Here is a 26,481-nt window from a genome sequence, read left to right on the forward strand (position 1 = left end):
CACCTGAAAGCGCGACGGATTTTTTCGGTTTGAAGCCGCCGGCAGCGGGTGCTTCTTTTGTCAGGGTATCGCTCATTCGACCCGGTCTCCTGATAGGTAGGTCACGCTACTCGTCTTCTGAAAAAAGCGTCTCTGCGCTTTCGGGTAGCGCTTGTGCCGACGCTTTCGCGCGGCGCAGCACTGACCAGTAATATCGATAACTCGCGCGATCGTGCAAGGTGTCCCGATACCGCGTCGGGCCCCACTGCGCGTTTTGCGCAGCGAGCAAGATCTCCGTGGCCGTGACGATTTCGTCGCCGCGCGGCAGGAAGGCATCGACTATCGGCTTGATCTGATCCGGATGAATGCTCCACATGCGCGTGTAGCCGAACTCGTTGCGGGCGCGCCGGGCGTCGTTGGCAACCACGCTCATGTCGCGCACTTCGGTGCAGACGTTATGGGACGCCACTTTCCCGTGCGCATGGCAAGCCGCTGCGATTTCGAGCTTCGCGCGCCGCACGAGCGGATGATCGAACTGGCCGGGCGAGCGCATGGCGGTATCGGGAATCGCGCCGTTATGCGCCGACACAAAGTCCATCAGCCCGAAACTCAGCGCGTCGACGCCGGGCAAAGCCGCGAGGTCGAACACTTCGGCCAGCGCGCCATGCGTTTCGATCAGCAGATGGCAAGGGATGGCATGCTCGATCCCGAACTCACATCGCGACGCCTCGATAAACGCGATCATCTCGGCGGCGTCGAACACGCTGCGGATCTTGGGAAGGGTGATGTAGGCCGGCGCCTTTTTGGCGGCGCGCAAGATGATGCGTACATCGTCGCGCCACGCGCGGTTCGCGAAGTCGTGGATGCGAACGCCGACACGGCCGAAGCGGTCATCTTCGCCGCCCAGAAACGATGCCACCAATTCCGCGTGAGACGCTTCCTGCCCGACTTGCGCGCCGTCTTCGCAGTCAAGCGTGATATCGAATACCGGACCGAGTTGCGCCTGCAACGCGAGCGATTTCCTGATCAGCTTCTCGCTTCCCGCGTAGTGATCGCACGGCGGCATCACGGCGGGGGGCACATCGCCTTCAAACAGCACTTCGGCGGGGGTGAGAGCGCGCATCGTCGGCGTCGGGTTTGCTTTAAAGAGGGTGGAAACTGCGGATTCGAATGGATTCGGCTAGATATAAACCGGCCAAACGCACTCGAATCAGCCGCGGGCGCCCTTGAAAGCGCCCGCGTGACACATGAGGCGGCTTACTTGCCCAGCAGATGCGCAACGCCGTCGCGCTCTTCCAGCAATTCGTTCAGCGTGCCGGTCATCTTCTCGCGCGAGAACGCGTCGATTTCCAGACCTTCCACGCGCTTGTATTCGCCGTTTTCGCACGTCACCGGCACGCCGTAGATGATGTCTTCCGGGATTTCGTACGAACCGTCAGACGGAATGCCCATGGTGACCCACTTGCCGTTCGTGCCGAGCACCCAGTCGCGCACATGGTCGATCGCCGCATTCGCAGCGGACGCTGCCGACGACAGACCACGCGCCTCGATGATCGCCGCGCCGCGTTTGCCGACTGTCGGGATGAACGTGTTGCGGTTCCATTCGTCGTCGTTGATGAGCTTGGTGAGCGACTCGCCTTCGACCGTTGCAAAGCGGAAATCCGGATACATGGTCGGCGAGTGATTGCCCCACACAGCCAGTTTTTCGATGGCGGCGACCGGCTTGCCCGACTTCGACGCCAGCTGCGACAGTGCGCGGTTGTGGTCCAGGCGCAGCATTGCCGTGAAATTCTTCTTCGGCAGGTCCGGCGCCGACTTCATCGCGATGTATGCGTTCGTATTCGCCGGGTTGCCCACAACCAATACCTTCACGTCGCGGCTCGCCACGTCGTTGAGCGCCTTGCCTTGCACCGTGAAGATTTCCGCGTTCGCCGAAAGCAGGTCCTTGCGCTCCATGCCCTTCGAACGGGGACGCGCGCCGACCAGCAACGCCACGTCGGCGTCCTTGAACGCGACCTTCGGGTCGTCGGTCACCACCACGCCGGCCAGCAGCGGGAATGCGCAGTCTTCCAGTTCCATGACTACGCCCTTGACGGCGCCTTGCGCCTGCGGCAGGTCGAGCAACTGAAGAATGACCGGCTGATCCTTGCCAAGCAGATCGCCATTGGCGATGCGAAACAGCAGCGAGTAACCGATTTGACCTGCGGCGCCAGTGACGGCAACGCGCTTTGCGGACTTAGCCATTGAGAACACTCCTGAACGGTGCGTGAAACGCTGGGGAAAACGCCATTTTAGGCGTGTTACGCGAAGCGTTGATGAAGCAGGTGATCCGAACTGCGCGGGCAACCCTGAAAAGCCCGTGGCAACGCGCCTGAAGCGAGATTGTCACTGACTGTCCGGTAGCATGCCGGCAATCGCAGCCTGATTCGCCTGCTGGAAATCGGGTCCTGAGAGCGGGTTTGCGTTGAGGGTCAAGCTTCCGTCAGCAGCCCAGCGCCCTGTGCGTCGCGCTTTTCATATGCTCAGGCGTTGCGAGGGCGGAGCACTGACAGCGGCCGGGCGAACATGAAAACGGTTCGGCCTCAAGCGATGAGCCAGACAGTTCTGACGCGAGTTCGGCAAAAACGCAGTGCAAAAAGCGCTTGGTCAGCCGACAAGCCAGATACGCCCGGCGGCGCGTGCATCACCCCGCAAACCCTTGCTCGCCAAGGAGTGTAGGATTCGAATGAGCCAAAGTCAACCATATCATATGTCTTATATAAGACATAGGAATGACCGGGAAACCGCTGGACGCGGCTTGCGCCTTTATGATGAAATGCGCGGATGAATTCCAACCCAGCGAGCACACCGAACTCTCCCGGCACGCCCGGCGCGGCTGACGTCGCGCCCGCTTCGTCGCCGACGTTCAGCCCGCTGTATCAGCAGATCAAGGCCCTCATCACCCAGGGGCTCGAATCGGGCGAATGGAAGCCCGGCGAAATCATTCCCAGCGAAGTCGAGCTTGCTGCGCGCTACAAGGTGAGCCAGGGCACGGTGCGCAAGGCGATCGACGAACTCTCGGCCGACAATCTGCTCGTGCGCCGTCAGGGAAAAGGCACGTTTGTTGCGACGCACAACGAAGATCGCGTACAGTTCCGCTTTCTCAGGCTGCTGCCCGAAGACGGCGACGTCCATCCCCACGTCAGCCGTTTGCTGGAATGCCGCCGCTTGCGCGCACCCGCTGAGATCGCCCGCCAGCTCGACCTGAAGCCGTCCGATCCGGTGGTTTGCATCAAGCGTCTACTGCAGTTCGATGGCGAAACCACGGTATTCGATGAAATCTGGCTGCCTGGCGCGGTATTTCGCGGACTTACAGCCGAGCGGCTCGCGGATTACAAAGGCCCGCTTTATGCCATGTTCGAAACCGAGTTCGGCACCCGCATGATCCGGGCATCGGAAAAGATAAGAGCGGTTGGCGCGGACGTCGCGGTCGCGCAATTGCTCGGCGTAAGCGAGGGTTCGCCGCTGCTGTCTGTCGAGCGCGTGTCCTACACCTATGGCGACCGCCCGGTAGAAGTGCGGCGCGGGTGGTATGTCACGAACGGCTATTACTATCAAAACGATTTGAGTTGAAACAGAACGTGGACGGCTTGATGACGAACCCGCAAGGTCGGCATGAAAGCCTTTCTCACGCGATTGGCAATAGCTTCTTGTGAGGCATTTCGCTGCAGCGCGATATGAAAAGGCGCTAAAATCGCGGACTAGTGTGATAACAAAGTTGGGGTCTAGCATGGCTGAAGCTGTAAAAAAACCAAGGCCTGAGTACCGGAATATCGGACTTGCTCAGCTCGCAACCTACCGCTTGCCGCTAGCGGGCAAGGTTTCGATTCTTCACCGCATCAGTGGTCTGCTTCTATTCGTAGCGCTGCCGTTTCTGCTTTATCTGCTGGACCAAAGCCTGACGTCTGAAATCAGTTTCGACGCATTCAAGGGCTTTCTCGCCAACCCTCTCGTCAAGCTCGTGGTGCTCGTGCTGTCGTGGTCCTTCCTGTTCCACTTTTGCGCAGGCATCCGTTTTCTCCTCCTCGATACCCATCGCGCAGTCAGCAAGGAAGGCGGCAAGCAGACGTCCATCGTCGTCCTGACGGTGTCGACCCTGCTGACAATCGTCGTTGCGCTTAAACTCTTCGGAGCCTTCTGACAATGGCCGTGAATAACAACAACCGAATTGGTCCCAAGCGCCTCGTGGTCGGCGCGCATTACGGCCTGCGCGACTGGCTCGCGCAGCGCATTACCGCCGTTGTCATGGCTTTGTACACGCTGGTGCTGCTGTTCTGGTTTTTCGGTGCGCGCGATTTTTCGTATGACGGCTGGGCGTCGATCTTCGCCATGCAATGGATGAAGCTCGCCACTTTCGTAGCCTTGCTCTCGCTCTTCTATCACGCGTGGGTCGGCACTCGGGACATCTGGATGGACTACGTGAAGCCGGTGGGCTTGCGTCTGTTCCTGCAAGTGGCAACGATCCTCTGGCTGGTCGGTTGTATCGGCTACGCGGCACAGATTCTCTGGAGAGTTTAAAGAATGGCTGCAATTAAAACGTCCCTGCCGCGTCGCCGTTTCGACGTAGTCATCGTAGGTGCAGGCGGTTCCGGCATGCGCGCTTCGCTGCAACTCGCTCGCGCGGGTCTGTCGGTCGCGGTGCTCTCGAAGGTGTTCCCCACGCGTTCGCACACGGTAGCGGCGCAAGGCGGCATTGGCGCGTCGCTCGGCAACATGAGCGAAGACAACTGGCACTACCATTTCTACGACACCATCAAGGGTTCCGACTGGCTCGGCGATCAGGACGCGATCGAATTCATGTGCCGTGAAGCGCCCGGCGCTGTCTACGAACTCGAACACATGGGCATGCCGTTCGACCGCAATGCGGACGGCACGATCTATCAGCGTCCGTTCGGCGGCCATACCGCGAACTATGGCGAAAAGCCGGTCCAGCGCGCGTGCGCTGCAGCCGACCGCACCGGCCACGCGCTCTTGCACACGCTGTATCAGCAGAACGTCGCGGCCAAGACGCACTTCTTCGTTGAATGGATGGCGCTAGACCTGATCCGCGACGCCGACGGCGACGTGCTCGGCGTGACCGCGCTGGAAATGGAAACGGGCGACGTCCACATTCTCGAAGGCAAGACCACGCTGTTCGCAACGGGCGGCGCGGGCCGGATCTTCGCGGCATCGACCAACGCGTTCATCAATACCGGCGACGGACTCGGCATGGCGGCGCGTTCGGGCATCGCGTTGCAGGACATGGAATTCTGGCAATTCCATCCGACCGGCGTTGCCGGCGCGGGCGTGCTGATTACCGAAGGCGTGCGCGGCGAAGGCGGCATCTTGCGTAATTCGGATGGCGAGCGCTTCATGGAACGTTATGCGCCGACGCTAAAGGATCTGGCGCCGCGTGACTTCGTTTCGCGTTCGATGGACCAGGAAATCAAGGAAGGCCGCGGCGTGGGTCCGAACAAGGATCACGTGCTGCTGGACCTGTCGCACATTGGCGCCGAGACGATCATGAAGCGTCTGCCGTCCATCCGCGAAATCGCAATGAAGTTTGCGAACGTCGATTGCATCAAGGAGCCCATTCCGGTTGTGCCGACCATCCATTACCAGATGGGCGGCATTCCGACGAACATTCACGGCCAGGTTGTCGGCACACTCAAGGGCGGCTACGAAGAACCCGTCAACGGCTTCTACGCTGTCGGCGAATGCTCGTGTGTGTCGGTGCATGGCGCGAACCGGCTTGGCACGAACTCGCTGCTCGATCTCGTGGTGTTCGGCCGCGCGGCTGGCAACCACATCATCAAGCACGCGAAGGAAATGAAGGAGCACAAGCCCCTTCCGGCCGACGCAGCCGACGCCGCGCTCGCGCGCCTCGCGGTGCTGGAAAACTCGTCGTCGGGCGAATACACGCAAGCCATCGCCAACGACATCCGCGCGACCATGCAGGCGCACGCCGGCGTGTTCCGTACGTCCGCGTTGCTGGCGGAAGGCGTGGGCAAGATCAAGGAACTGTCCGAGCGCGTGAAGCATGTGCATCTGAAGGACAAGTCGAAGGTCTTCAACACGGCGAAGGTCGAGGCGCTCGAACTCGCAAACCTGATCGAAGTGGCGCGCGCCACCATGATTTCGGCGGAAGCGCGCAAGGAAAGCCGCGGTGCGCATGCGCACAGCAACTTCGAGATCCGCGACGACGACAACTGGATGAAGCACACGCTGTGGTTCAGCGAAGGCGACAAACTCGACTACAAGCCGGTGCACATGACGCCGCTGACGGTCGAATCGGTGCCGCCCAAAGCGCGGACCTTCTAAGGCAAAGGAATCGAAATGGCAAAGCGTACTTTTGAAATCTACCGCTACGATCCGGACAAGGACGCGGCGCCTCGCATGCAGACGTACGAGATCGAAATCGACTCGCACGAGCGCATGTTGCTGGACGCGCTGCTGAAGCTGAAATCAGTCGATGAAACCCTGTCGTTCCGCCGCTCGTGCCGTGAGGGCGTGTGCGGTTCGGACGCCATGAACATCAATGGCAAGAACGGTCTCGCCTGCCTGCAGAACATGAACGACCTGCCGCAGAAGATCGTGCTGCGTCCGTTGCCGGGCCTGCCGGTTGTTCGCGACCTGATTTGCGACTTCACGCAATTCTTCAACCAGTATCATTCGATCAAGCCGTACCTGATCAACGATACGCCGCCGCCGGAAAAGGAGCGTCTGCAGACGCCCGAGGAACGCGACGAGCTTGACGGCCTGTACGAGTGCATTCTGTGCGCCAGTTGCTCCACCTCGTGCCCGAGCTTCTGGTGGAACCCGGACAAGTTCGTGGGTCCGGCGGGCTTGCTGCAAGCCTATCGTTTCATTGCGGACAGCCGCGACGAAGCGACGGGTGAACGTCTGGACAACCTGGAAGATCCGTATCGTCTGTTCCGTTGCCACACGATCATGAATTGCGTGGATGTGTGCCCGAAGGGACTGAATCCCACGAAGGCAATTGGCAAGATCAAGGAATTGATGGTGCGCCGCGCTGTCTGATAGGGACTGTGTCATGAATGACTCCGGGCATCAGTCCGACCCTCTACGTCGCGCACGCCTTAGGTGGCGGGCGCGGCGCGGTCTGCTGGAAAACGATCTGATCTTCGAGCGTTTTTTCAGCCGATATGAGCATGACCTCAGTGACACGGACGTCGGCGTGCTGACGAAACTGCTGGAACTGAGCGACAACGACCTGATGGACTTGCTGCTGGCACGCAAGGAACCGGATGGCGAACTGGCCTCGCCGGATATGACTCGTGTGCTGGAGATGCTGCGCTCAGCCTGAGCCAGCCACGCAGTTGTGCAATTGTCGTGCGGATTATCGAAAACCTGTTTCCATACTTCGATTGAGGATGTGCTATGACCCCGTCAGATGTTAAAGCCACGCTATCGTTCAGCGACAACTCGCCGAGCGTCGAAATGCCGATCTACAAGGGCACCCTGGGCCCGGACGTGATCGACATCCGCAAGCTGTACGGCCAGACCGGCAAGTTCACCTACGATCCGGGCTTCATGTCGACGGCGGCGTGCAACTCCGCGATCACGTACATTGACGGCGACAAGGGCGAGTTGCTGTATCGCGGATATCCGATCGAGGAACTCGCGGTCAAGGCCGACTTTCTTGAAACCTGCTACGCGCTGTTGCATGGCGACTTGCCGACCGCCGAGCAGAAGGAAGAGTTCGTTGAAACCGTCACGAAGCACACGATGGTTCACGAGCAAATGCATTTCTTCTTCCGCGGTTTCCGCCGCGACGCACACCCGATGGCCGTGCTCGTGGCCGCCGTTGGCGCACTGTCGGCGTTCTACCACGACTCGCTGAACATCAACGACCCGCGTCACCGCGATGTATCGGCCATTCGCATGATTGCGAAGCTGCCGACGCTGGTGGCCATGGCGTACAAGTTCACGATCGGCCAGCCGTTCGTGTATCCGAAGAACGACTTGTCGTACAGCGCGAACTTCATGCACATGATGTTCTCGAACCCGTGCGAAGAGTACAAGGTCAACGACGTGCTCGTGCGCGCGCTGGATCGCATCCTGATCCTGCATGCGGACCATGAGCAAAATGCATCGACTTCTACCGTGCGTCTTGCCGGTTCTTCGGGCGCGAATCCGTTTGCGTGTATTGCCGCGGGGATTGCTTGCTTGTGGGGGCCGGCGCACGGCGGCGCGAACGAAGCCGCGTTGAACATGCTGGAAGAGATCGGTTCCGTCGATAACATTCCTGAATTCATCAAGCAGGTGAAGGACAAGAATTCGGGCGTGAAGCTGATGGGCTTCGGGCATCGCGTGTACAAGAACTACGATCCGCGCGCGAAACTGATGCGTGAAACGTGCCACGAAGTGCTCGAAGAACTGGGTCTGCACGATGATCCGCTGTTCAAGCTTGCAATGGCGCTGGAAAAGATTGCGCTTGAAGATGAATACTTCGTTTCGCGCAAGCTGTACCCGAATGTTGATTTTTACTCGGGTATTGTTCAGCGTGCGCTTGGTATTCCGACCGCCATGTTCACTTGTGTGTTTGCAATGGCACGTACCGTGGGCTGGATCGCGCAGTGGAACGAAATGATTGCTGATCCGGAGCAGAAGATTGGTCGTCCGCGTCAGTTGTTTATTGGTGAAACGCCGCGTGAAGCGAAGGCGATTGATAAGCGGTAAGCAATAAGCCATTTCGCGCATGCATGACCCCAAAGGGCGTGTAATGCGCGAGGCAAGGCTGGATTGACAAACGCCCTGACTGGTTCTCAGTCAGGGCGTTTTCTTTGGCTGATGCTAATTGCCGCAGCTCGCGTGCGCCGAGTGTGAACGGAGAGAGAATGTTCAGCGGTGCGAAGCCGGCAGCCGCTCTTCGCGTTTTTCATCTGCGAAGAGGAGTCAATCAAATGGCAAAGAAATTTCCGGAACACCCGAAGCATCCCGAACGAAATTGTTGGGGATGCGATAAATACTGCGCCGCCGGTTCCATGAACTGTGGAAATGGCAACGTCCGCACGCAACACCCGGTTGAAGTGCTAGGGGACGATTGGCTCGAATGGGAACGGGGCGTTGCTGAGGAGATGGTGGCGGTGCAGGTCAGGCGGCAAGACGAAGTGGCGTAGTGCAAAGTTCTTGACCGGCGTCCCAACCCATCACAACCCATCCCACCCAAGCCAAAACTCACGCAAACACGATGTTTATCAACATCGCAATTGTGTAGTAATGCCAAGATATCCAGGCTTACTGACCCTGCGGGCGTTACCCGCATCATGTTTGAGGAGCTCCAGATGTTTCCCGAATTCCGTGATCTGATTTCCACACTCAAAACCGAAGACGCTCACTTTGCCCGATTGTTCCAGCGGCACAACGAACTGGATCATCAGATCAAGAACCTGGAGAACGGTCCGCTTCCGGCGGATGGGCGGTCCGTCGAAACGCTCAAGAAGGAAAAACTGCTGCTGAAGGACAAGATCTATGTGGTTCTGAAGAAGGCCGCAACAACCGCTTGAGAGGGCGGTGCCCCGGCGAACCGGACAGCCGGGGCACTCAGACAAGGAAAAATACTTTGACAACACAGCATGACAAACTCGACGCTCGCAATTCAACCGTGCGCAACGTTGCGCGCGGAGACATATTACCGACCCGCACCGCGCGAGCCGCGCAGATCGATGAAACAAGCCGCGCCATCGACGCAGCCAACGAACATATTGCAAGCACCGTCCAGCAAGTACTGTCGACGAATGTCACGCAGGATCCCGTCACGTTGATGGAAACCATCAAGACGTTGATGAACGGCCTTTCGCCCGATGAAACCGCGGCCTTGCGCAGCGTCATGCTGGAGGGCGACCCGGCGTTGTGGAATGCCCGCTCTTCGCGTCACCCGGACGACGAGTTGTCGCGTAACTGGCGCACGGGCGGTTATCCGTACCGGAACCTAATGTCGCGGCGCGGATATGAGAAGGAAAAGTACGCCCTGCAAGTGGAATTGTTGAAACTGCAGGCGTGGGTACGGGAAACGGGCGAACGTCTCGTGATCGTTTTCGAAGGGCGCGACGCGGCAGGCAAGGGCGGCGCCATCAAACGGTTCATGGAACACATGAACCCGCGTGGCGCCCGCGTCGTCGCGCTGGAGAAGCCGTCGGAATCCGAGCGCGGCCAATGGTATTTCCAGCGATACGTCCAGCATCTTCCCACGGCGGGTGAGATCGTCTTGTTCGATCGTTCCTGGTACAACCGTGCGGGCGTCGAGCGTGTGATGGGCTTTTGCTCGGAAAATGAATACACCGATTTCATGCAACAGGTGCCGGAGTTTGAACGGCAACTGGTCCGCAGCGGAATACATGTCGTGAAGTTCTGGTTCTCGGTAAGCCGGGAAGAGCAACGCCGGCGTTTCAAGGAACGCGAGATTCATCCGCTCAAGCAGTGGAAGTTGAGCCCTGTCGATCTTGCATCGCTGGACAAATGGGACGAGTACACCGAAGCCAAAGAGGCGATGTTCGCGCAAACGGACACGGCCGATTGTCCTTGGGCGGTGGTCCGGTCGGATTGCAAGAAGCGCGCGCGGCTCAATGCCATGCGTCATATCCTGCATAAGCTGCCGTATGCGAATCGGGATATTCGCGCAATCGGGACGGTCGATCCGTTGATCGTGGGGCGAGCCTTGTAAGTTTGCAGGCTGAGATAAAGGTATTTCGGGCGTAAGTGCGATAAGTGCTTACGCCCGTTTTGCGTTCTGGCGCGCGGATTGTCCGCAACGCACCAGCCCGGTATTTCCCATACAGGTAGCACGAGTACCACCCTAACTCCATGTTTTATATCGGTTTTTGCTTGGAGCGGCAGCGCAGCGCGCCGTTGTGCGTGGCATAATCATCAAACCAAAAAACATACCCCGCAGTTACAACCGTTCAAAAGACCATGGCCCAGACTCTCTATGACAAGTTGTGGAATTCGCATGTGATCCACACCGAGGACGACGGCACGTCCATTTTGTATATCGATCGTCATTTGCTGCATGAAGTGACCAGCCCGCAAGCGTTCGAGGGACTGAAGCTCGCTGAACGGCCAGTCTGGCGAATCAGCGCGAACCTGGCGGTGTCGGATCACAACGTGCCGACCACCGACCGTTCACACGGCATCGCCGATCCTATCTCGAAGCTGCAAGTCGATACGCTCGACGACAACTGCGACGCCTACGGCATTACGCAGTTCAAGATGAACGACTTGCGCCAGGGCATCGTGCATATCATCGGGCCGGAACAGGGCGCCACGCTGCCGGGCATGACCATAGTCTGCGGCGATTCGCATACTTCAACGCACGGTGCGTTTGGCGCGCTGGCGCACGGCATTGGCACGTCGGAAGTCGAACACGTCCTCGCCACGCAAACGCTGCTGCAAAAGAAGAGCAAGAACATGCTCGTCAAGGTGGAAGGGCCGTTGCCGCGCGGCTGCACGGCCAAAGATATCGTGCTGGCGATCATCGGCAAGATCGGAACGGCCGGCGGCACGGGTTATGCCATCGAATTCGGCGGATCGACCATTCGGGCGCTGTCCATGGAAGGCCGCATGACAGTCTGCAACATGGCTATCGAGGCGGGCGCGCGGGCTGGCATGGTCGCTGTCGATGAAACCACCATCAACTACCTGAAAGATCGTCCGTTTTCGCCGCAGGGCGTGGAATTCGAGCAGGCGGCCACGTATTGGCGCTCGTTCAAGTCGGACGCGGACGCGAAATTCGATCGCGTGGTGGAGTTGAATGCGGCCGAGATCGTGCCGCAAGTGACGTGGGGTACGTCGCCGGAAATGGTGACGTCCATCGACGGCCGCGTGCCCGATCCCGAACGCGAGAAGGACCCGGTCAAGCGCGATGCGATTGAACGCGCGTTGAAATACATGGCGCTCGAACCGAACACGCCGATGCAATCCATCAAGCCGGACAAGATTTTTATCGGTTCGTGCACGAATGCGCGGATCGAGGACTTGCGCGCGGCGGCGTATGTGGTGAAGACGCTCGGCCGCCGCGTGGCGTCGAATATTCGTCTGGCGATGGTCGTGCCGGGCTCGGGTCTCGTAAAGGCGCAAGCCGAGCGCGAAGGGTTGGACAAGGTGTTTATCGACGCTGGTTTTCAGTGGCGCGAACCCGGTTGCTCGATGTGTCTCGCCATGAACGCAGACCGGCTGGATCCGGGCGAACGGTGCGCGTCCACGTCGAATCGCAATTTCGAAGGACGTCAGGGCGCGGGCGGCCGCACGCATCTGGTGAGCCCGGCAATGGCGGCGGCAGCGGCCATCGAGGGCCATTTCGTCGATATTCGCGAGCTCGCATGAAACGCGTCGCAATCTGGCTTGCGCTGATGGGCGTTGTACTCGGCGCCGCGGCCTGCAACACGGTTCACGGCTTCGGCGAGGACATGCGCGCCACCGGCAACGCAATCAGCAACGCGGTCAAATAAACCAAACCGGTTACGGATCATGGAAAAATTCACTGTACATAGCGGGCTCGTGGCGCCGCTGGATCGTGCAAACGTCGATACCGACGCGATCATCCCGAAGCAGTTTTTGAAGTCGATCAAGCGCACGGGTTTCGGCCCGAATGCCTTCGACGAATGGCGTTACCTGGATGTCGGCGAACCCGGCCAGGACAATTCGAAGCGTCCGCTGAACCCGGATTTCGTGCTGAATCAGGCGCGCTACAAGGGCGCGTCGATCTTGCTGACGCGCGAGAATTTCGGTTGCGGCAGCTCGCGCGAACATGCGCCGTGGGCGCTGGACCAATACGGTTTTCGAGCGATCATCGCGCCGAGTTTCGCGGATATCTTCTATAACAACTGCTTCAAGAATGGCCTGCTGCCGATCGTGCTGACGGAAAGCCAGGTCGACAAGCTGTTCAACGAAACCTACGCATTCAACGGCTTCACACTGACCGTGGACCTCGAGCGTCAGGTCGTGCTGACGGGCAACGGCACGGAATATCCGTTCGACGTACCGGGCTTTCGCAAGTTCTGCCTGCTGAATGGTTTCGACGATATCGCCCTGACGCTGCGCCACGCCGACAAGATCCGGCAATTCGAAAACGAGCGTCTCGTCACGCAACCGTGGCTGAACAATCGCCTCGTGCGCTAAGAACCAAACAACCAAGACCCAAGGAAACACCATGAAGATTGCAGTGCTGCCCGGCGATGGCATCGGTCCGGAAATCATCAAGGAAGCTGTCAAGGTCCTGAACGCGCTTGGCGAGAAGTTCGAGATCGAAGAAGCGCCGGTCGGTGGCGCGGGTTACGAGGCGAGCGGCCATCCGCTGCCGGACGCAACGCTCGCGCTGGCGAAGGCATCGGATGCGATCCTGTTCGGCGCGGTCGGCGACTGGAAATACGATTCGCTCGAGCGCGCACTGCGTCCCGAGCAAGCCATTCTGGGCCTGCGCAAGCATCTGCAATTGTTCGCGAATTTCCGGCCAGCGATTTGTTATCCGCAACTGACGGCGGCTTCGTCGCTGAAACCGGAGATTGTTGCCGGGCTGGATATTTTGATCATCCGCGAACTGAATGGCGATATCTATTTCGGCCAGCCGCGCGGCGTGCGGTCATCGCCGGATGGCTTGTTCGAAGGCGCGAAGGAAGGCTTCGACACCATGCGTTATTCCGAGCCGGAAGTGCGCCGCATTGCGCACGTCGCGTTTCAGGCTGCGCAAAAGCGCGCGAAGAAACTGACGAGCGTCGACAAGGCGAACGTGCTCGAAACGTCGCAATTGTGGCGCGACGTGATGATCGATGTATCGAAGGAATATGCGGACGTCGAGCTGTCGCACATGTACGTGGACAACGCGGCCATGCAGCTGGTAAAGGCGCCGAAAGCGTTCGACGTGGTCGTGACGGGCAACATGTTCGGCGACATTCTCTCGGACGAAGCGGCCATGTTGACGGGGTCTATCGGCATGTTGCCTTCGGCTTCCCTCGACAAGAACAACAAGGGCTTGTACGAACCATCGCATGGTTCGGCGCCGGATATCGCGGGCAAGGGCGTGGCGAATCCGCTCGCAACCATCCTTTCCGCCGCAATGATGCTGCGTTATTCGCTCGGCAAGACGGAGCAGGCGGATCGCATTGAAACGGCGGTGAAGAAGGTGCTGGCGCAAGGTTTCCGTACCGGCGATATCGCCACGCAAGACGGCCGCACGGTCGGTACGAAGGAAATGGGCGACGCGGTTCTCGCGGCGCTTTAAGTTCCTGGAAATGGCAACGCGCTTTTCCGCTGAGCAAAGCGGCGAAAAATTCCGGTGGAAAAGCGTCTCGCGATCGGGGTGTTATCAAGATACGGTCGATCGCGATATTTCATCTCGATTCGTGGCTTTTGGCGCATGAACCACGTCGAAACAGCGTGAAACGCTTGCGCAGAGCACGAAACGAGCACGAAATAGGTGGGTTATCGTGTAGACTCTTTTGTTATGGCGAAGATCTCTAAAATCTCTCAGGACTCGATTTCATGCGGCGGCATTGAAGGCGCCCGCACGATTCGTCTCGCCATTACGCGTTTGAACACACGCACGTGCCTCAAACGCATTACGAAAACCATTTCCCTCAAAACGATCACGTTGCGCTGATCGCCTGCCGTGCCCGCCCATCTTCCCCGCGCGGTCACGCCGGCGGAGGGTCGGATCCAAGCGGGGAAGTGTCCAAACTAAAGGTTAGTCATGAACGTAGGTCTCGTTGGTTGGCGCGGCATGGTCGGCAGCGTCCTGATGCAGCGCATGCAGCAGGAAGGCGATTTCGACCTGATCGAACCGGTGTTTTTCAGCACCAGCAATGCGGGCGGCAATGCGCCGTCGTTCGCGAAAAACGAGACGAAACTCAAAGATGCGACAAGCATTGACGACCTGAAAAAGTGCGACGCGATCATTACGTGCCAGGGCGGCGATTACACGAACGACGTGTATCCGAAGCTGCGCGCGGCCGGCTGGAAAGGTTACTGGATCGACGCGGCTTCGTCGCTGCGCATGAAGGACGACGCGGTCATCGTTCTTGATCCGGTGAACCTGAACGTCATCAAGGATTCGCTGGTCAAGGGCGGCCGGAATTTTATCGGCGGGAATTGCACGGTCAGCCTGATGCTGATGGCGCTCGGCGGCCTGTTCAATCACAAGCTGATCGAATGGACGACCGCCATGACGTATCAGGCGGCTTCCGGCGCGGGCGCGCAGAACATGCGCGAACTGCTGCAGCAAATGGGCGTGCTGTACGGGGCGGCCAAGGAAGATCTGGCGGACCCGGCATCGGCTATTCTGGATATCGACAAGCGCGTTCTGGCGGCCATGTCGAGCGAACGCATGCCTGTTGACAACTTCGGCGTGCCGCTCGCGGGCTCGCTGATTCCGTGGATCGATAAAGATCTCGGCAACGGCATGTCGAAGGAAGAATGGAAGGGCGGCGCGGAAACCAACAAGATTCTCGGGCTTCCCGCCATGGGCGAGCCAGGCTCGGTTCCGGTCGATGGCCTGTGCGTGCGCATCGGCGCAATGCGTTGCCATTCGCAGGCGCTCACCATCAAGCTCACGAAGGACGTGCCGCTGGATGAGGTGCACGGCATTCTGGCATCGGCGAATGATTGGGTGAAGGTGGTCCCGAACGAACGTGAAGCGTCGATGCGCGATTTGTCGCCGGCGGTCGTTACGGGTTCGCTGACGGTGCCGGTCGGCCGTCTGCGCAAACTCGCGATGGGCGGCGAATATCTGTCCGCGTTCACCGTGGGCGACCAGTTGCTATGGGGCGCGGCCGAACCGCTGCGCCGGATGCTTCGCATCCTGCTCGACAAGTAAAGTAAACTACGCGCCACGACGCGCGGCTGTTCGATTGAAGCGTCGCGCTTGCGCGGCGCTTTTTCGTTTTGCGACGGCGTTTCCGCGGTTCCGTTTCCTGTTTTCCGTCCACTCGCCTGGAGTTTCAATGATCGTTCGTCCGAGTCGGCCACTTCGTTCGCAGCCCCGCCACGCCAGCCGTGCGCGGCGCACGGTGCTGATTGCGGCGAGCGTTGCGAGTGTGCTGCTCGGGACGTCTGTTTCATTCGATGCAATGGCTCAAGCCAGCGCTGCATCCGCCACCGTGGCTGCATCGGACGCAGGCGCGGTCACGCAATACAGCGTGAAGCCCGGGCAATCGCTGAGCGATATCGCTACGCAGATCACAGGATCGACCGATCGCGCCACGCGCGAAAAAATGGCCCGCGCGCTCTTCGATGCCAATCCGAACGCGTTCATGGGTCACGATCCAAGCCGGTTGAAACTGGGATCGGTTTTGAACGTGCCTCAGACAGATGGCGCGGCGAGCGCGGCGGAGGCTTCGGCTCCTGATGGCGCGGCGTCCGGTACGGCGGCGTCGGTGGCGTCCGTGGCGTCGGCGCCCACAGTCGGAGCAAGCGCTCCGGAAACCGCAGGTGCTCCAGCGGAGGCGGCATCGAATGTCACCGGTGGGCCGATAAGCGGCGCCGCGACCGCAACGAGCGATGCAAGCGCAGCAGCACCTGTCTCCGAGGCTCAGCCTACTGCGAGCGGCAGCGAAAGTACGCCGGCATCCACGCCGGCAGTGGCGTCGGCGCCCGCTGCGCCGCCGGTTGTGCCCGCGTCCACGGTGAGTCCTTCGGCCGCGCCGGCAAACGGGCCGATTGCCTGGATCATCGGCGTGATTGTGGCTATTGGCCTGCTTCTCATGGCAATGCGAGCCGGCAAGCGGCGCCGTGTCGCCGCAGCGCCAGCGGACGAACCCGTAACGCCGGACACGCCTGTTGTTCCACCGCCACCGGAAACGCCGCGCACCCTGGCGCACGAAGCCCCTTCGCATTCGGCGACAGGCGCTGCCGATCTGGAAGGCACGGCCGTGCAACGCGGGCAAGGTGAGTTGAACGTGGTCGCGGGCAGCATGGAAAACTACGATGCGGCCCAGGTCTTCGATTCCCCTACTGAAGACATGCCGCTCACGCCGAACGAAGCCGATCTCGACGATGCCGACGCAGCGCGCGTGACGTTGAGCACTGCTGCCCTGCCGCCCGAGCCAGAGGCGAAGCGTGCGCCGTTCATGCCGGATGCACCGGCGGCGCTTCATCGTGATTTCACGCCGCCACGGCCGGGCGCGGTCGAGGCGGCGCTGGCTGCTGAACGCGCTGCAGCAGAACACGCCGCAGCCCTGGAGCAAGCGACGCGGGAGGCCATTGCCCGGGAAGCTGCCGTTCGGGAAGCGGAGGCGAGGGAGGCGGCGGCACGCGAGGCGGCTGCACGCGAGGCGGCTGCGCATGAGGCCGAAAGAGTGGAGGCTGAGGCGCGCGAAGCAGCAGTTCGGGAAGCCGAAGCCCACGAGGCCGCTACACGCGAAGCTGCGGCTCGAGAAGCCGAAGCTCGTGAAGCCGCTGCACAAGAAGCCACGATTCAGCCCCCCGATCACGCAACCGACTCCGATTCTTCCTACGACGACGAGCCATCCTCCGCCGCTTCGGGCCTTCCTCAACCCAAATTCCCGCAGGAAGCAATCGAAGCCTTGAGCGCGCTCGATTTCGGCTTGCCGCCTCGCCGGGAAGCGCCGCTTGAAACCGACCATCCCGCAGCGGCAGAACCACCCCAAATCGATCCAGCCACGATAATCCCGCAACCCATCGCCGATCCCGCCGTGTTCGATCGTCAGAACGAGCAGCATCGTCATCCCGATGCGCCGTCCGGGCCGTCTGCGGAATCGGCCGCCGGGCAAATCGAAACGGGGACGGCCGGCGCGGCCTCGGTGGCCGGTCTGGGAGCCTCGCGCTTCGGGCCGTTGAGCCTCGACTTCGACTACGACTCGCCCGCAAGCCAGACCGAGCCGCTGCCTGCATTCACCCCGGAGCAGATTGCAACCATCGCTCGCAACAAGCTGGAACTGGCTGTCGAATACATCGAACTCGGCGACTTGTCCGGCGCGCGCACGCTGTTGCAGGAAGTCATCGAATCCAACGATCCAGCCACGCGCCAGCCCGCCGCCACGCTGTTATCCACACTGGCGCCGCTTTCCTGATATGCCCTTGAAACGCATTGCACTTGGTATCCAGTACGACGGTTCGGCGTTCAGCGGCTGGCAGACACAATCCGACGTCGAGACCGTGCAGGACGTGCTCGAACATGCGCTCGGCAAGTTCATGCAGACGCGCGTGCAGACGGTTGTCGCGGGACGCACGGATGCGGGTGTTCATGCGCTAGGTCAGGTCGTTCATTTCGATACCGAGCTCGACCGTACCGACTTTGCCTGGGTTCGCGGAACGAACGCGTATTTGCCGCACAGTGTCGCGGTCCAGTGGGCGCGCCCGATGCCCGACGATTTCCACGCGCGCTTCGGCGCGTTCGAGCGCACGTATTACTACGCGCTGTACGTGAACCCCGTTCGCTCGCCTATGATCCCCGGCCGCGCCGGCTGGTGCTACGCGCCGCTCGACGCCGACGCAATGCGCGAGGCGGCGGCCAGCATTATCGGCAAGCATGATTTCACGGCGTTTCGATCGTCCGAGTGCCAGGCGAAGACGCCGGTGAAATACTTGCATCAGATCGACATTGTGGAGCAGGGCGATTTCATCCACTTCCGCTTTCGCGCAAACGCGTTTTTGCATCACATGGTGCGCAACCTGATGGGATGTTTCGTCGCGATTGGCCGTGGCAAGCATCCGCCTTCTTGGATGCGCGAATTGCTGGAGGCGCGCGATCGCAAGCGCGCCGCGCCGACCTTCATGCCCGACGGCCTCTATCTGGCCGAGGTCGGCTATCCTGAGCACTTCGCCGTGCCCGCGCCGTGTCTGGGAAGCTACCCGTGGAGCGCGGTCTGGCAAGAAATCGAACGTGGACGAGAGCGTGAACGTGAACAATCAGGATCTGCATAGAACGCGCATCAAGCTGTGTGGTCTGTCGAAGACGGAAGACGTCGATACCGCCGTCGACCTGGGCGCCGACGCCGTCGGTTTCGTGTTTTATCCGCCGAGCCCGAGATCGGTCAGCGTCGGCCAGGCGATAGATCTGGCGGAACGCGTGCCGCCGCTGGTGTCGGCCGTGGGTTTGTTCGTCAACGCGACGCCGGAATGGATTCGCGAAGTGACGTCGAATGTGAGATTGTCCCTGCTGCAATTTCATGGCGACGAAACCCCGGCCCAATGCGCCGCGCTTGCCGAAGTCGCCGGTTTGCCGTGGTGGCGGGCGGTTCGGGTAGGGCCCGATGCCAACGCACGCGATTTGGTAGAATCATCTCTCAATTATTCAGCAGCCAGCGGTTTGCTTCTCGACGCTTTTGTCGATGGCTACGGTGGCGGTGGAAAGGTATTCGATTGGTCACTTATCCCAACAGATCTCGGGCATCGGGCCGTTTTGAGTGGTGGGTTGAACGCGCAAAACGTCCATGAGGCCATCCGGCTCGTGCGGCCCTACGCGGTCGATGTCTCCAGCGGCATCGAAGTAGCGGGGGCCAGGGGCGTGAAGGATCACGCCCGAATGGCGGCGTTCGTACGCGCGGTGCGTGAAGCGGATGCCGGATGATCAACGCGGACAAGCGCAACGCTTCCCGCGGACCGAGAGAGTGACATACATGTACAACTTACCAGACAATCGAGGCCATTTCGGCCCTTATGGCGGCACGTTCGTCTCCGAAACGCTCATTCATGCACTCGACGAACTTCGCGATGCATACGCCGAATGCAGCAAGGATCCGGCGTTCATCGCGGAATATGAATATGAACTGAAGCATTACGTTGGCCGTCCGTCGCCGATCTATCACGCCAAGCGCTGGAGCGAGATGCTCGGCGGCGCGCAGATTTACTTGAAGCGCGAGGATTTGAACCACACCGGCGCGCACAAGGTGAACAACGTGATTGGCCAGGCGCTGCTCGCACGCAAGATGGGCAAGCCGCGCGTGATCGCGGAAACCGGCGCGGGACAGCACGGCGTGGCGACCGCGACCATTGCGGCGCGTTTCGGCATGGAATGCGTTGTGTATATGGGCTCGGAGGACGTGAAGCGTCAGGCTGCGAACGTGTACCGCATGAAGCTCCTTGGCGCGACGGTCGTGCCGGTGGAATCCGGTTCCAAGACGCTAAAAGACGCGCTGAATGAAGCCATGCGCGACTGGGTCACGAACGTCGAAAACACGTTCTACATCATTGGCACGGTGGCGGGTCCGCATCCGTATCCGATGATGGTGCGCGACTTCCAGCGCGTCATTGGCGACGAATGCAAGGTTCAGATGCCCGAGATGACCGGTCGTCAGCCCGATGCGGTGATCGCATGTGTCGGCGGTGGATCGAACGCAATGGGTATCTTTTATCCGTACATCGAGAATGAAGACGTGCGGCTGATCGGCGTGGAAGCTGCAGGCGATGGCATCGAAAGCGGGCGTCACGCTGCTTCGCTGATAGGTGGAAGTCCCGGCGTGCTGCACGGCAACCGCACTTATCTTCTGCAGGACGATAACGGCCAGATTATCGAGACGCATTCGGTCTCGGCGGGGCTGGATTATCCGGGCGTCGGTCCGGAACACGCGTGGCTGAAGGATGCGGGACGCGCGGAGTACGTGGGCATTACCGACGAAGAAGCGCTGAAGGGTTTCCACGATTGCTGCCGGATCGAAGGGATCATTCCCGCGCTCGAGTCGAGCCATGCGCTTGCCTACGCCGCGAAGCTCGCGCCCACGCTGCCCAAGGACAAGCTGCTGCTCGTCAATCTGTCGGGTCGTGGCGACAAGGACATGCATACGGTCGCCGAGCGCACCGGCATCACGTTCTGAGCCCACAACTCATGCGCGATGAGATTGTCCATGCAACGCCGGATGCCACCGACGCCTACGCGCACGGCGGTATCCAGTTGCATCATCGCGATTTTCTCGCCGATGCAGCGAACCTGCCGGACGGCTCGATCGATCTGATCGTGGCCGATCCGCCGTATGGTCTCGGCAAGGATTACGGCAACGATTCGGACATGCGTTCCGGCGATGCATTCCTCGACTGGACCTACGGCTGGCTTGAACTGGCCATTCCGAAGCTCAAGCCGAGCGGTTCGCTCTACATTTTTTGCACGTGGCAATATGCGCCCGAGATTTTTGTGTTCCTCAAGCGCCGCCTGACAATGGTCAACGAGATTGTCTGGGATAGGCGGGTGCCGAGCATGGGCGGAACGGTGCGCAGATTTACGTCGGTGCATGACAACATCGGTTATTTTGCGGTATCGAAGGATTACTTCTTCGATCTCGATCCCATCCGCATTCCCTACGACGCAGTGACGAAGAAAGCGCGTTCGCGAAAATTGTTCGAAGGTAGCAAGTGGCTCGAACTCGGATACAACCCGAAAGACGTGTGGTCGGTGTCGCGGTTGCATCGGCAGCATGCTGAGCGGGTTGATCATCCGACGCAAAAGCCGCTCGAAATCGTCGAGCGAATGGTATTGGCGAGTTGTCCGCGCGGCGGCCGCGTGCTTGATCCGTTCATGGGAAGTGGCACGACGGCGGTTGCCTGCGCGCGCCACGGGCGGCAGTTCGTCGGCTACGAGATCAACGCGGATTACCACGCGATTGCGCAAGCGCGCGTGGCACAGACTCCACCGGCTGTTGTGGCTGCCGAAAAGCCGGCGGTCATCGCTGAAAATGCTTCCATCGATCAAGCGTGAAGTTCGCTCAAGTCGCTGCTAAAAAACGTCAAACGCGCGGCTAACGCGCAAAGAGATAATCATGTCCCGTATCAAAAGTACATTCGCGGCATTGGCCGAGCAGGGCAAAAAGGGTTTGATCCCGTTCATCACTGCAGGCGATCCGAATCCCGAGCAGACCGTCGAATTCATGCACGCGCTCGCCAAGGGCGGCGCGGACGTAATCGAACTCGGCGTGCCGTTTTCCGACCCCATGGCCGATGGTCCCGTGATCCAGCGTTCTTCCGAGCGGGCTTTGGCGCGCGGCGTATCGCTCAAGCACGTTCTCGCTGACGTAACGCGCTTTCGCGAAACCAATACCGTGACGCCGGTTGTGCTGATGGGATATGCGAATCCGATCGAGCGCATGGGCACCGAAGCCTTCGCAAAGGCCGCGAAGGAAGCGGGCGTGGATGGCGTATTGGTCGTGGATTATCCGCCGGAGGAATCGGTGGAATTCAGCCAGTCGATGCTCGCTGCCGGTATCGATCCCATCTTTTTGCTTGCGCCCACATCGACCGATGAACGCATTGCCGCCGTGGGCAAGGTGGCAAGCGGCTATGTGTATTACGTGTCGTTGAAAGGCGTGACCGGCGCGGCAAATCTGGACGTGGCGAGTATCGCGAGTAAAATCCCGGCCATCAAGGCGCATGTAGCGCTGCCGGTCGGCGTTGGTTTTGGTATCCGCGATGCGGCGTCGGCAAGGCTGGTGGCGGATGTAGCGGATGCTGTCGTGATCGGCAGCCGTCTCGTGCAATTGCTCGAAGAGGCGTCGCCGGACACGGCGGCTGAGAAACTGACGGGTTTTATCGCCGAGATTCGTGCGGCGCTCGATTCTGCAAAATAACCCGTGATTGTGGCTATATGAAGCAAAATAGCTGCGAAAACACGCGAAACATGAAGGAAACACGATGAGCTGGCTCGACAAACTGTTACCGCCCAAGATCAAGCAAACCGATCCGAAAAGCCGCAAGGGCATTCCGGAAGGGTTGTGGATCAAGTGCCCGTCGTGCGAAGCGGTGCTGTACCGCAACGACGTCGAGGCGAATCTGCATGTCTGCCCGAAGTGCAGCCACCACATGCGGATTGGCGCGCGCGAACGGCTTGACGGCCTGCTCGATCCGGAAGGCCGCTATGAAATCGGCCAGGAAGTGCTGCCCGTCGACGCGCTCAAGTTCAAGGACAGCCGCAAGTATCCGGATCGCCTGAAAGAAGCGATGGAAGATACCGACGAGACCGACGCCATGGTGGTCATGGGCGGCGCGATCCACACCATTCCGGTCACGACCGCCTGCTTCGAGTTTTCGTTCATGGGCGGCTCGATGGGTTCGGTCGTCGGCGAACGTTTTGCACGCGGCGCGCGCAATGCGCTCGAACAACGCACGCCGTTCATCTGCTTCACGGCATCGGGCGGTGCGCGGATGCAGGAAAGCTTGCTGTCGCTCATGCAGATGGCTAAAACCACGGCCATGCTGACCAAGCTCGCCGAAGCCAAGTTGCCGTTCATCTCCGTTCTCACCGATCCCACCATGGGCGGCGTATCCGCCAGTTTCGCCTTCCTCGGCGACGTGGTGATAGCGGAACCGAAGGCGCTGATTGGTTTTGCGGGACCGCGCGTGATCGAGCAGACCGTGCGCGAAAAATTGCCGGAAGGCTTTCAGCGCTCGGAGTTCCTGATTCAGAAGGGCGCGATCGATATGATCGTGGATCGCCGGAAAATGCGCGAAGAAATTGCGCGCCTGATTGCGTTGCTGACAATGCAGCCGGCTGATTCGGTGGCCTGAAGTCATAGCGCGTTGTTTTCACGCGCCGCGCGCGAACCCGCCGAGGGTTGCGTGCGGCGCTTTTGTTTTCGCCTTTTCTTTTTTGCTCGTTTTTAGCCGGCTGGCAGCACTCTTTCATGACGACTTCTTCGGTTAGTTTTCCTTCCCTCGACGCATGGCTGGCGCATCTGGAATCGGCGCATCCGGTCGGTATCGATATGGGTTTGACGCGCATCAGCCAGGTCCGCGACGCGCTGGGTCTCGAGTTCTCGTGCCCTGTGATCACCGTGGGCGGGACCAACGGCAAGGGTTCGACCTGCGCGATCATCGAAACAATCCTGCTGCGCGCCGGATATCGCGTGGGCTGCCATACGTCGCCGCATCTGCTTGAATTCAACGAGCGCGCGCGGATCAACGGCGCCGACGCCACCGATGCGCAATTGCTCGAACACTTCGAAGCCGTTGAAAAGGCGCGCACGAGCCTGGCCGAACCCGTGTCGCTGACGTATTTCGAATTCACGACGCTTGCGATCATGCGGCTGTTTGCATCGAGCGGACTGGACGCCGTGATCCTGGAAGTGGGCCTTGGCGGACGGCTGGACGCGGTCAATATCATCGATGCGGATTGTGCGATCGTGACGAGCATCGATATTGACCATACGGCCTATCTTGGCGACACGCGGGAGAAGATCGGCTTCGAGAAAGCCGGCATTTTCCGTGCAAACACCCCTGCGGTTTGCGGCGATCCGTCGCCGCCGCAGTCGCTGATCGATCACGCGGAGGCGATCGGTGCGGATCTGTGGCTGGTCGGGCGAGACTTCCGATACGAAGCGCAGGGCGGCAACGAGCGCCAGCAATGGAGTTACATCGGCCGTACGCAGCGGCGCTCCGCGCTGGCCTATCCGGCATTGCGCGGCGCGAATCAACTGATCAATACGTCGGCGGCGCTTGCCGCGCTCGAAGCCTTGCGCGACCGGATTCCCGTATCGGCGCAGGATATTCGCCTCGGCCTCGCGAACGTCGAGTTGCCGGGCCGTTTCCAGGTCGTGCCGGGCAAGCCGCAAGTGATCCTCGACGTCGCCCACAACCCGCACGCAGCAGCGGTTCTGGCACAGAATCTCGGCAACATGGGCTTTTTTCCCTACACCTATGCGGTGTTCGGTGCGATGGCCGACAAGGACATCGCCGGCATTGTGGAACATCTGAAAGGCGAGATCGATCACTGGAATGTGACGGCGCTGCCCACGCCCCGCAGCGCCTCGCCGGCCGCGCTCGAACGCGTTTTACGCGACGCTGGCGTCAACGACAGCGCGGACAGCAGCGTTACACAATTCAGTAATCCGGCCGACGCTTTTCAAGATGCGTTAAAGCGGGCGTCCGAAAATGATAGAATTTTGGTTTTCGGCAGTTTCCATACGGTGGCCGGTGTCATGGCGTACCGTAAATCGCAGCGTCATTGAACGGACGGCCGGCCAGCCTCTCGCACAAGCCAACCATGTCCTTTTTTTCGTTCGGCAAGAAAGACGACGCGCCTTCGGGTCGCGATGCATATTCCGACTCTCCGCGCGGCTCGCGTCAGACCGTCCGTACGGAACGCAGGACGCGCCGCAGCGACCGCCCCGAAGCCGACGCCATGATGCTGGACCCTACGCTGCCCGAAAAGCAGCGTGCGCGTCGCCGTCTGGTGGGCGCGCTTGCGCTGGTCGCGGCGGCGGTGATCGTCCTGCCGATGGTGCTGGATTCACATCCGAAGCCCGTCACCGACGACATTTCCATCGATATCCCCGCGCGCCCCGCCGCGCCGTTGCCCAAGACTTCCCGTAGCGATACGGCAGCGGGTCCGGCGACCGATTCAGCGGCCGAATCAGCAACCGATACCCAGGCAGGCGTGGCGCCCGACAGTCCGGCCGCTGACGCGGACAATCCGCCCAAAGCCGCCGCACCGGCAGCCAGGCCCCAGTCGAAGCCGGCTGCAAAACCCGCCGAATCGCAGGCACAGGCGAAAGCCGCTGCGTCCGCCCCAGCCGCACAGAAACCAGTCACACCGGCAACGCCGCCCGCACAAGCCGCGAAGCCGCTCGCGGACGCGCCGGCAACTGCCGCTGCCGCCCAGAAGAACACGCCTGCATCGCCCGCGGGTAGCCGCTTTGTGATCCAGATCGGTACTTTCGACGAAGACGCCGTCGCCCAAAGTTGGGTTGCCAAGTTGAAGGCGGCGGGAGTGCCCGCATATGTCGAACATCGAAAAGAAGCCGACGGCACGACGCGCGCACTGTTGCGTGCGGGGCCGTTTGCTGACCGGACGGCTGCATCGGCGGCGCTGGGCAAGGTGCGTCAGGCAGGCCTTGGCGGTGGCGGCAACAACAATGCGTCGGCGAATTAGCATTTGATGTTCACGAGTTTTGACTACGCGGTGATGGCCGTGATCGGCCTCTCCGCGCTGCGCGGCATGTGGCGTGGCTTGCTGGCCGAAGTGTTCGGCCTGATCGGCTGGATCGCGGCGTTGTTGATCGCCGGGCGGTTTGTCAGGCTCGTCGTGCCGTACATTCCGGCGAACTGGCCGGGCGGCGCGCTGACACAATGGCTGATCGCGTTTTTGCTGATCGTGGCGGCGGTACTGCTGATATCGAGCGTGGCTGGTGCGTTGCTCACGCGCGTGACCGAAGTGGTGGGGCTGCGCGGTATCGACCGGTCGCTTGGACTTTTGTTTGGCCTCGTGCGAGGCGCAATTCTGGTAGTGATCCTGGTCGCCCTGGCGGGCTTGACCGAACTGCCGCAACACGATTTCTGGCGTAACGCGTTGTTCCGGCCCGCGGCCGAACAGGGCGTGCGAGAACTGAAACCGCTGCTTCCCGATACGCTCGCCGCGTATGTGCGCACCACGCCGGACGGCTCGCAAGAACCGTCGACGGCGCCCGCGCAATAACGCTCAAGGCGCGCTCCACGGGGGTTGTGTGAAGGCTCGGCGCAGCACCACGCAGTTCAGGCATATTTTGAGATGCTCTGAACCGTTGCGCCGATACGCCCTTTCGACCCGTTTCG

At 60.5% G+C, this 26,481-nt stretch carries 27 protein-coding genes; 25 read left to right on the plus strand and 2 right to left on the minus strand.

The features are described from left to right. Positions 1-106: 106 nt before the first annotated feature. Positions 107-1,102, minus strand: a complete 996-nt coding sequence (locus AWB64_RS09295) for an HpcH/HpaI aldolase/citrate lyase family protein (protein WP_060818442.1) — start codon at positions 1,100-1,102, stop codon at positions 107-109. Between the two features lie 134 nt (positions 1,103-1,236). Next, positions 1,237-2,223: a malate dehydrogenase gene (locus AWB64_RS09300; RefSeq protein WP_056362837.1), complete on the minus strand. Its 987-nt coding sequence runs from the start codon at positions 2,221-2,223 to the stop codon at positions 1,237-1,239. A gap of 579 nt (positions 2,224-2,802) precedes the next feature. Here AWB64_RS09300 and AWB64_RS09305 point away from each other — a divergent pair. The 25 genes from AWB64_RS09305 to AWB64_RS09425 all read left to right on the plus strand — a co-directional run bounded on the left by AWB64_RS09305 (position 2,803) and on the right by AWB64_RS09425 (position 26,365). After that, entirely contained in the window at positions 2,803-3,591 is a 789-nt protein-coding gene (locus AWB64_RS09305) for a GntR family transcriptional regulator (RefSeq protein ID WP_060818443.1), read from the plus strand. Between the two features lie 157 nt (positions 3,592-3,748). Next, the gene (sdhC, locus tag AWB64_RS09310) at positions 3,749-4,159 is read left to right on the plus strand and encodes a succinate dehydrogenase, cytochrome b556 subunit (RefSeq protein WP_060818444.1); all 411 of its coding nucleotides are present in this window, start codon (positions 3,749-3,751) and stop codon (positions 4,157-4,159) included. Positions 4,160-4,167: 8 nt separating this feature from the next. After that, a complete protein-coding gene (gene sdhD / locus AWB64_RS09315; protein WP_099050513.1) occupies positions 4,168-4,536 on the plus strand; it encodes a succinate dehydrogenase, hydrophobic membrane anchor protein in 369 nt (122 codons plus the stop codon). A 3-nt stretch (positions 4,537-4,539) separates the two neighbouring features. Beyond that, the gene (gene sdhA, locus AWB64_RS09320) at positions 4,540-6,318 is read left to right on the plus strand and encodes a succinate dehydrogenase flavoprotein subunit (protein ID WP_060818446.1); all 1,779 of its coding nucleotides are present in this window, start codon (positions 4,540-4,542) and stop codon (positions 6,316-6,318) included. 15 nt (positions 6,319-6,333) lie between these two features. After that, positions 6,334-7,038 (plus strand): succinate dehydrogenase iron-sulfur subunit, encoded by a 705-nt coding sequence (locus AWB64_RS09325; protein WP_031362534.1) that lies wholly within the window; start codon positions 6,334-6,336, stop codon positions 7,036-7,038. 13 nt (positions 7,039-7,051) lie between these two features. Then, positions 7,052-7,324, plus strand: a complete 273-nt coding sequence (locus tag AWB64_RS09330; protein ID WP_060818447.1) for an FAD assembly factor SdhE — start codon at positions 7,052-7,054, stop codon at positions 7,322-7,324. 74 nt (positions 7,325-7,398) lie between these two features. Continuing rightward, on the plus strand, positions 7,399-8,700 hold the full coding sequence (gene gltA, locus AWB64_RS09335; RefSeq protein ID WP_060818448.1) for a citrate synthase: 1,302 nt from the start codon (positions 7,399-7,401) through the stop codon (positions 8,698-8,700). Between the two features lie 224 nt (positions 8,701-8,924). Continuing rightward, a complete protein-coding gene (locus AWB64_RS09340; RefSeq protein WP_060818709.1) occupies positions 8,925-9,140 on the plus strand; it encodes a DUF3079 domain-containing protein in 216 nt (71 codons plus the stop codon). Positions 9,141-9,305: 165 nt separating this feature from the next. Further along, positions 9,306-9,527, plus strand: coding sequence for an HP1242/YdcH family protein (locus AWB64_RS09345; RefSeq protein WP_060818449.1), 222 nt, complete (start codon positions 9,306-9,308; stop codon positions 9,525-9,527). 56 nt (positions 9,528-9,583) lie between these two features. Beyond that, positions 9,584-10,684: a polyphosphate kinase 2 gene (gene ppk2, locus AWB64_RS09350; protein WP_082850418.1), complete on the plus strand. Its 1,101-nt coding sequence runs from the start codon at positions 9,584-9,586 to the stop codon at positions 10,682-10,684. A gap of 248 nt (positions 10,685-10,932) precedes the next feature. Next, the gene (gene leuC / locus AWB64_RS09355) at positions 10,933-12,342 is read left to right on the plus strand and encodes a 3-isopropylmalate dehydratase large subunit (protein ID WP_060818450.1); all 1,410 of its coding nucleotides are present in this window, start codon (positions 10,933-10,935) and stop codon (positions 12,340-12,342) included. Next, the gene (locus tag AWB64_RS09360) at positions 12,339-12,467 is read left to right on the plus strand and encodes an entericidin A/B family lipoprotein (RefSeq protein WP_060818451.1); all 129 of its coding nucleotides are present in this window, start codon (positions 12,339-12,341) and stop codon (positions 12,465-12,467) included. Before leuC ends, AWB64_RS09360 begins: the two co-directional genes overlap by 4 nt. A gap of 19 nt (positions 12,468-12,486) precedes the next feature. Then, positions 12,487-13,137 (plus strand): 3-isopropylmalate dehydratase small subunit, encoded by a 651-nt coding sequence (leuD, locus tag AWB64_RS09365; RefSeq protein ID WP_060818452.1) that lies wholly within the window; start codon positions 12,487-12,489, stop codon positions 13,135-13,137. A gap of 31 nt (positions 13,138-13,168) precedes the next feature. Next, positions 13,169-14,236 (plus strand): 3-isopropylmalate dehydrogenase, encoded by a 1,068-nt coding sequence (gene leuB, locus AWB64_RS09370; protein ID WP_060818453.1) that lies wholly within the window; start codon positions 13,169-13,171, stop codon positions 14,234-14,236. Positions 14,237-14,704: 468 nt separating this feature from the next. Then, positions 14,705-15,826 carry an aspartate-semialdehyde dehydrogenase gene (gene asd / locus AWB64_RS09375; RefSeq protein ID WP_060818454.1) on the plus strand — a complete coding sequence of 374 codons (1,122 nt, stop codon included), beginning with the start codon at positions 14,705-14,707 and terminating at the stop codon, positions 15,824-15,826. A gap of 127 nt (positions 15,827-15,953) precedes the next feature. Then, the gene (locus AWB64_RS09380) at positions 15,954-18,041 is read left to right on the plus strand and encodes a motility hub landmark protein FimV (protein WP_060818455.1); all 2,088 of its coding nucleotides are present in this window, start codon (positions 15,954-15,956) and stop codon (positions 18,039-18,041) included. Between the two features lie 7 nt (positions 18,042-18,048). Beyond that, positions 18,049-18,894: a tRNA pseudouridine(38-40) synthase TruA gene (truA, locus tag AWB64_RS09385; RefSeq protein WP_244164006.1), complete on the plus strand. Its 846-nt coding sequence runs from the start codon at positions 18,049-18,051 to the stop codon at positions 18,892-18,894. After that, complete coding sequence (locus AWB64_RS09390) at positions 18,872-19,540, plus strand: phosphoribosylanthranilate isomerase (RefSeq protein WP_082850432.1); 669 nt, start codon at positions 18,872-18,874, stop codon at positions 19,538-19,540. The genes truA and AWB64_RS09390 overlap by 23 nt, the downstream gene beginning before the upstream one ends. Before the next feature lie 49 nt (positions 19,541-19,589). Beyond that, positions 19,590-20,783 carry a tryptophan synthase subunit beta gene (gene trpB, locus AWB64_RS09395; protein ID WP_060818712.1) on the plus strand — a complete coding sequence of 398 codons (1,194 nt, stop codon included), beginning with the start codon at positions 19,590-19,592 and terminating at the stop codon, positions 20,781-20,783. An 11-nt stretch (positions 20,784-20,794) separates the two neighbouring features. Further along, positions 20,795-21,658, plus strand: coding sequence for a DNA-methyltransferase (locus tag AWB64_RS09400; RefSeq protein ID WP_060818458.1), 864 nt, complete (start codon positions 20,795-20,797; stop codon positions 21,656-21,658). A 61-nt stretch (positions 21,659-21,719) separates the two neighbouring features. Then, entirely contained in the window at positions 21,720-22,523 is an 804-nt protein-coding gene (trpA, locus tag AWB64_RS09405; RefSeq protein ID WP_060818459.1) for a tryptophan synthase subunit alpha, read from the plus strand. A gap of 64 nt (positions 22,524-22,587) precedes the next feature. Then, positions 22,588-23,460 carry an acetyl-CoA carboxylase, carboxyltransferase subunit beta gene (gene accD, locus AWB64_RS09410; protein ID WP_060818460.1) on the plus strand — a complete coding sequence of 291 codons (873 nt, stop codon included), beginning with the start codon at positions 22,588-22,590 and terminating at the stop codon, positions 23,458-23,460. 116 nt (positions 23,461-23,576) lie between these two features. Then, positions 23,577-24,899, plus strand: coding sequence for a bifunctional tetrahydrofolate synthase/dihydrofolate synthase (folC, locus tag AWB64_RS09415; RefSeq protein WP_060818461.1), 1,323 nt, complete (start codon positions 23,577-23,579; stop codon positions 24,897-24,899). A gap of 35 nt (positions 24,900-24,934) precedes the next feature. After that, on the plus strand, positions 24,935-25,822 hold the full coding sequence (locus AWB64_RS09420; protein ID WP_060818462.1) for an SPOR domain-containing protein: 888 nt from the start codon (positions 24,935-24,937) through the stop codon (positions 25,820-25,822). Positions 25,823-25,828: 6 nt separating this feature from the next. Next, positions 25,829-26,365, plus strand: a complete 537-nt coding sequence (locus AWB64_RS09425; RefSeq protein WP_060818463.1) for a CvpA family protein — start codon at positions 25,829-25,831, stop codon at positions 26,363-26,365. Positions 26,366-26,481 lie beyond the last annotated feature (116 nt).

The sequence above is a fragment of the Caballeronia sordidicola genome, assembly GCF_001544455.2.
In the GTDB taxonomy this organism is placed as follows: domain Bacteria; phylum Pseudomonadota; class Gammaproteobacteria; order Burkholderiales; family Burkholderiaceae; genus Caballeronia; species Caballeronia sordidicola.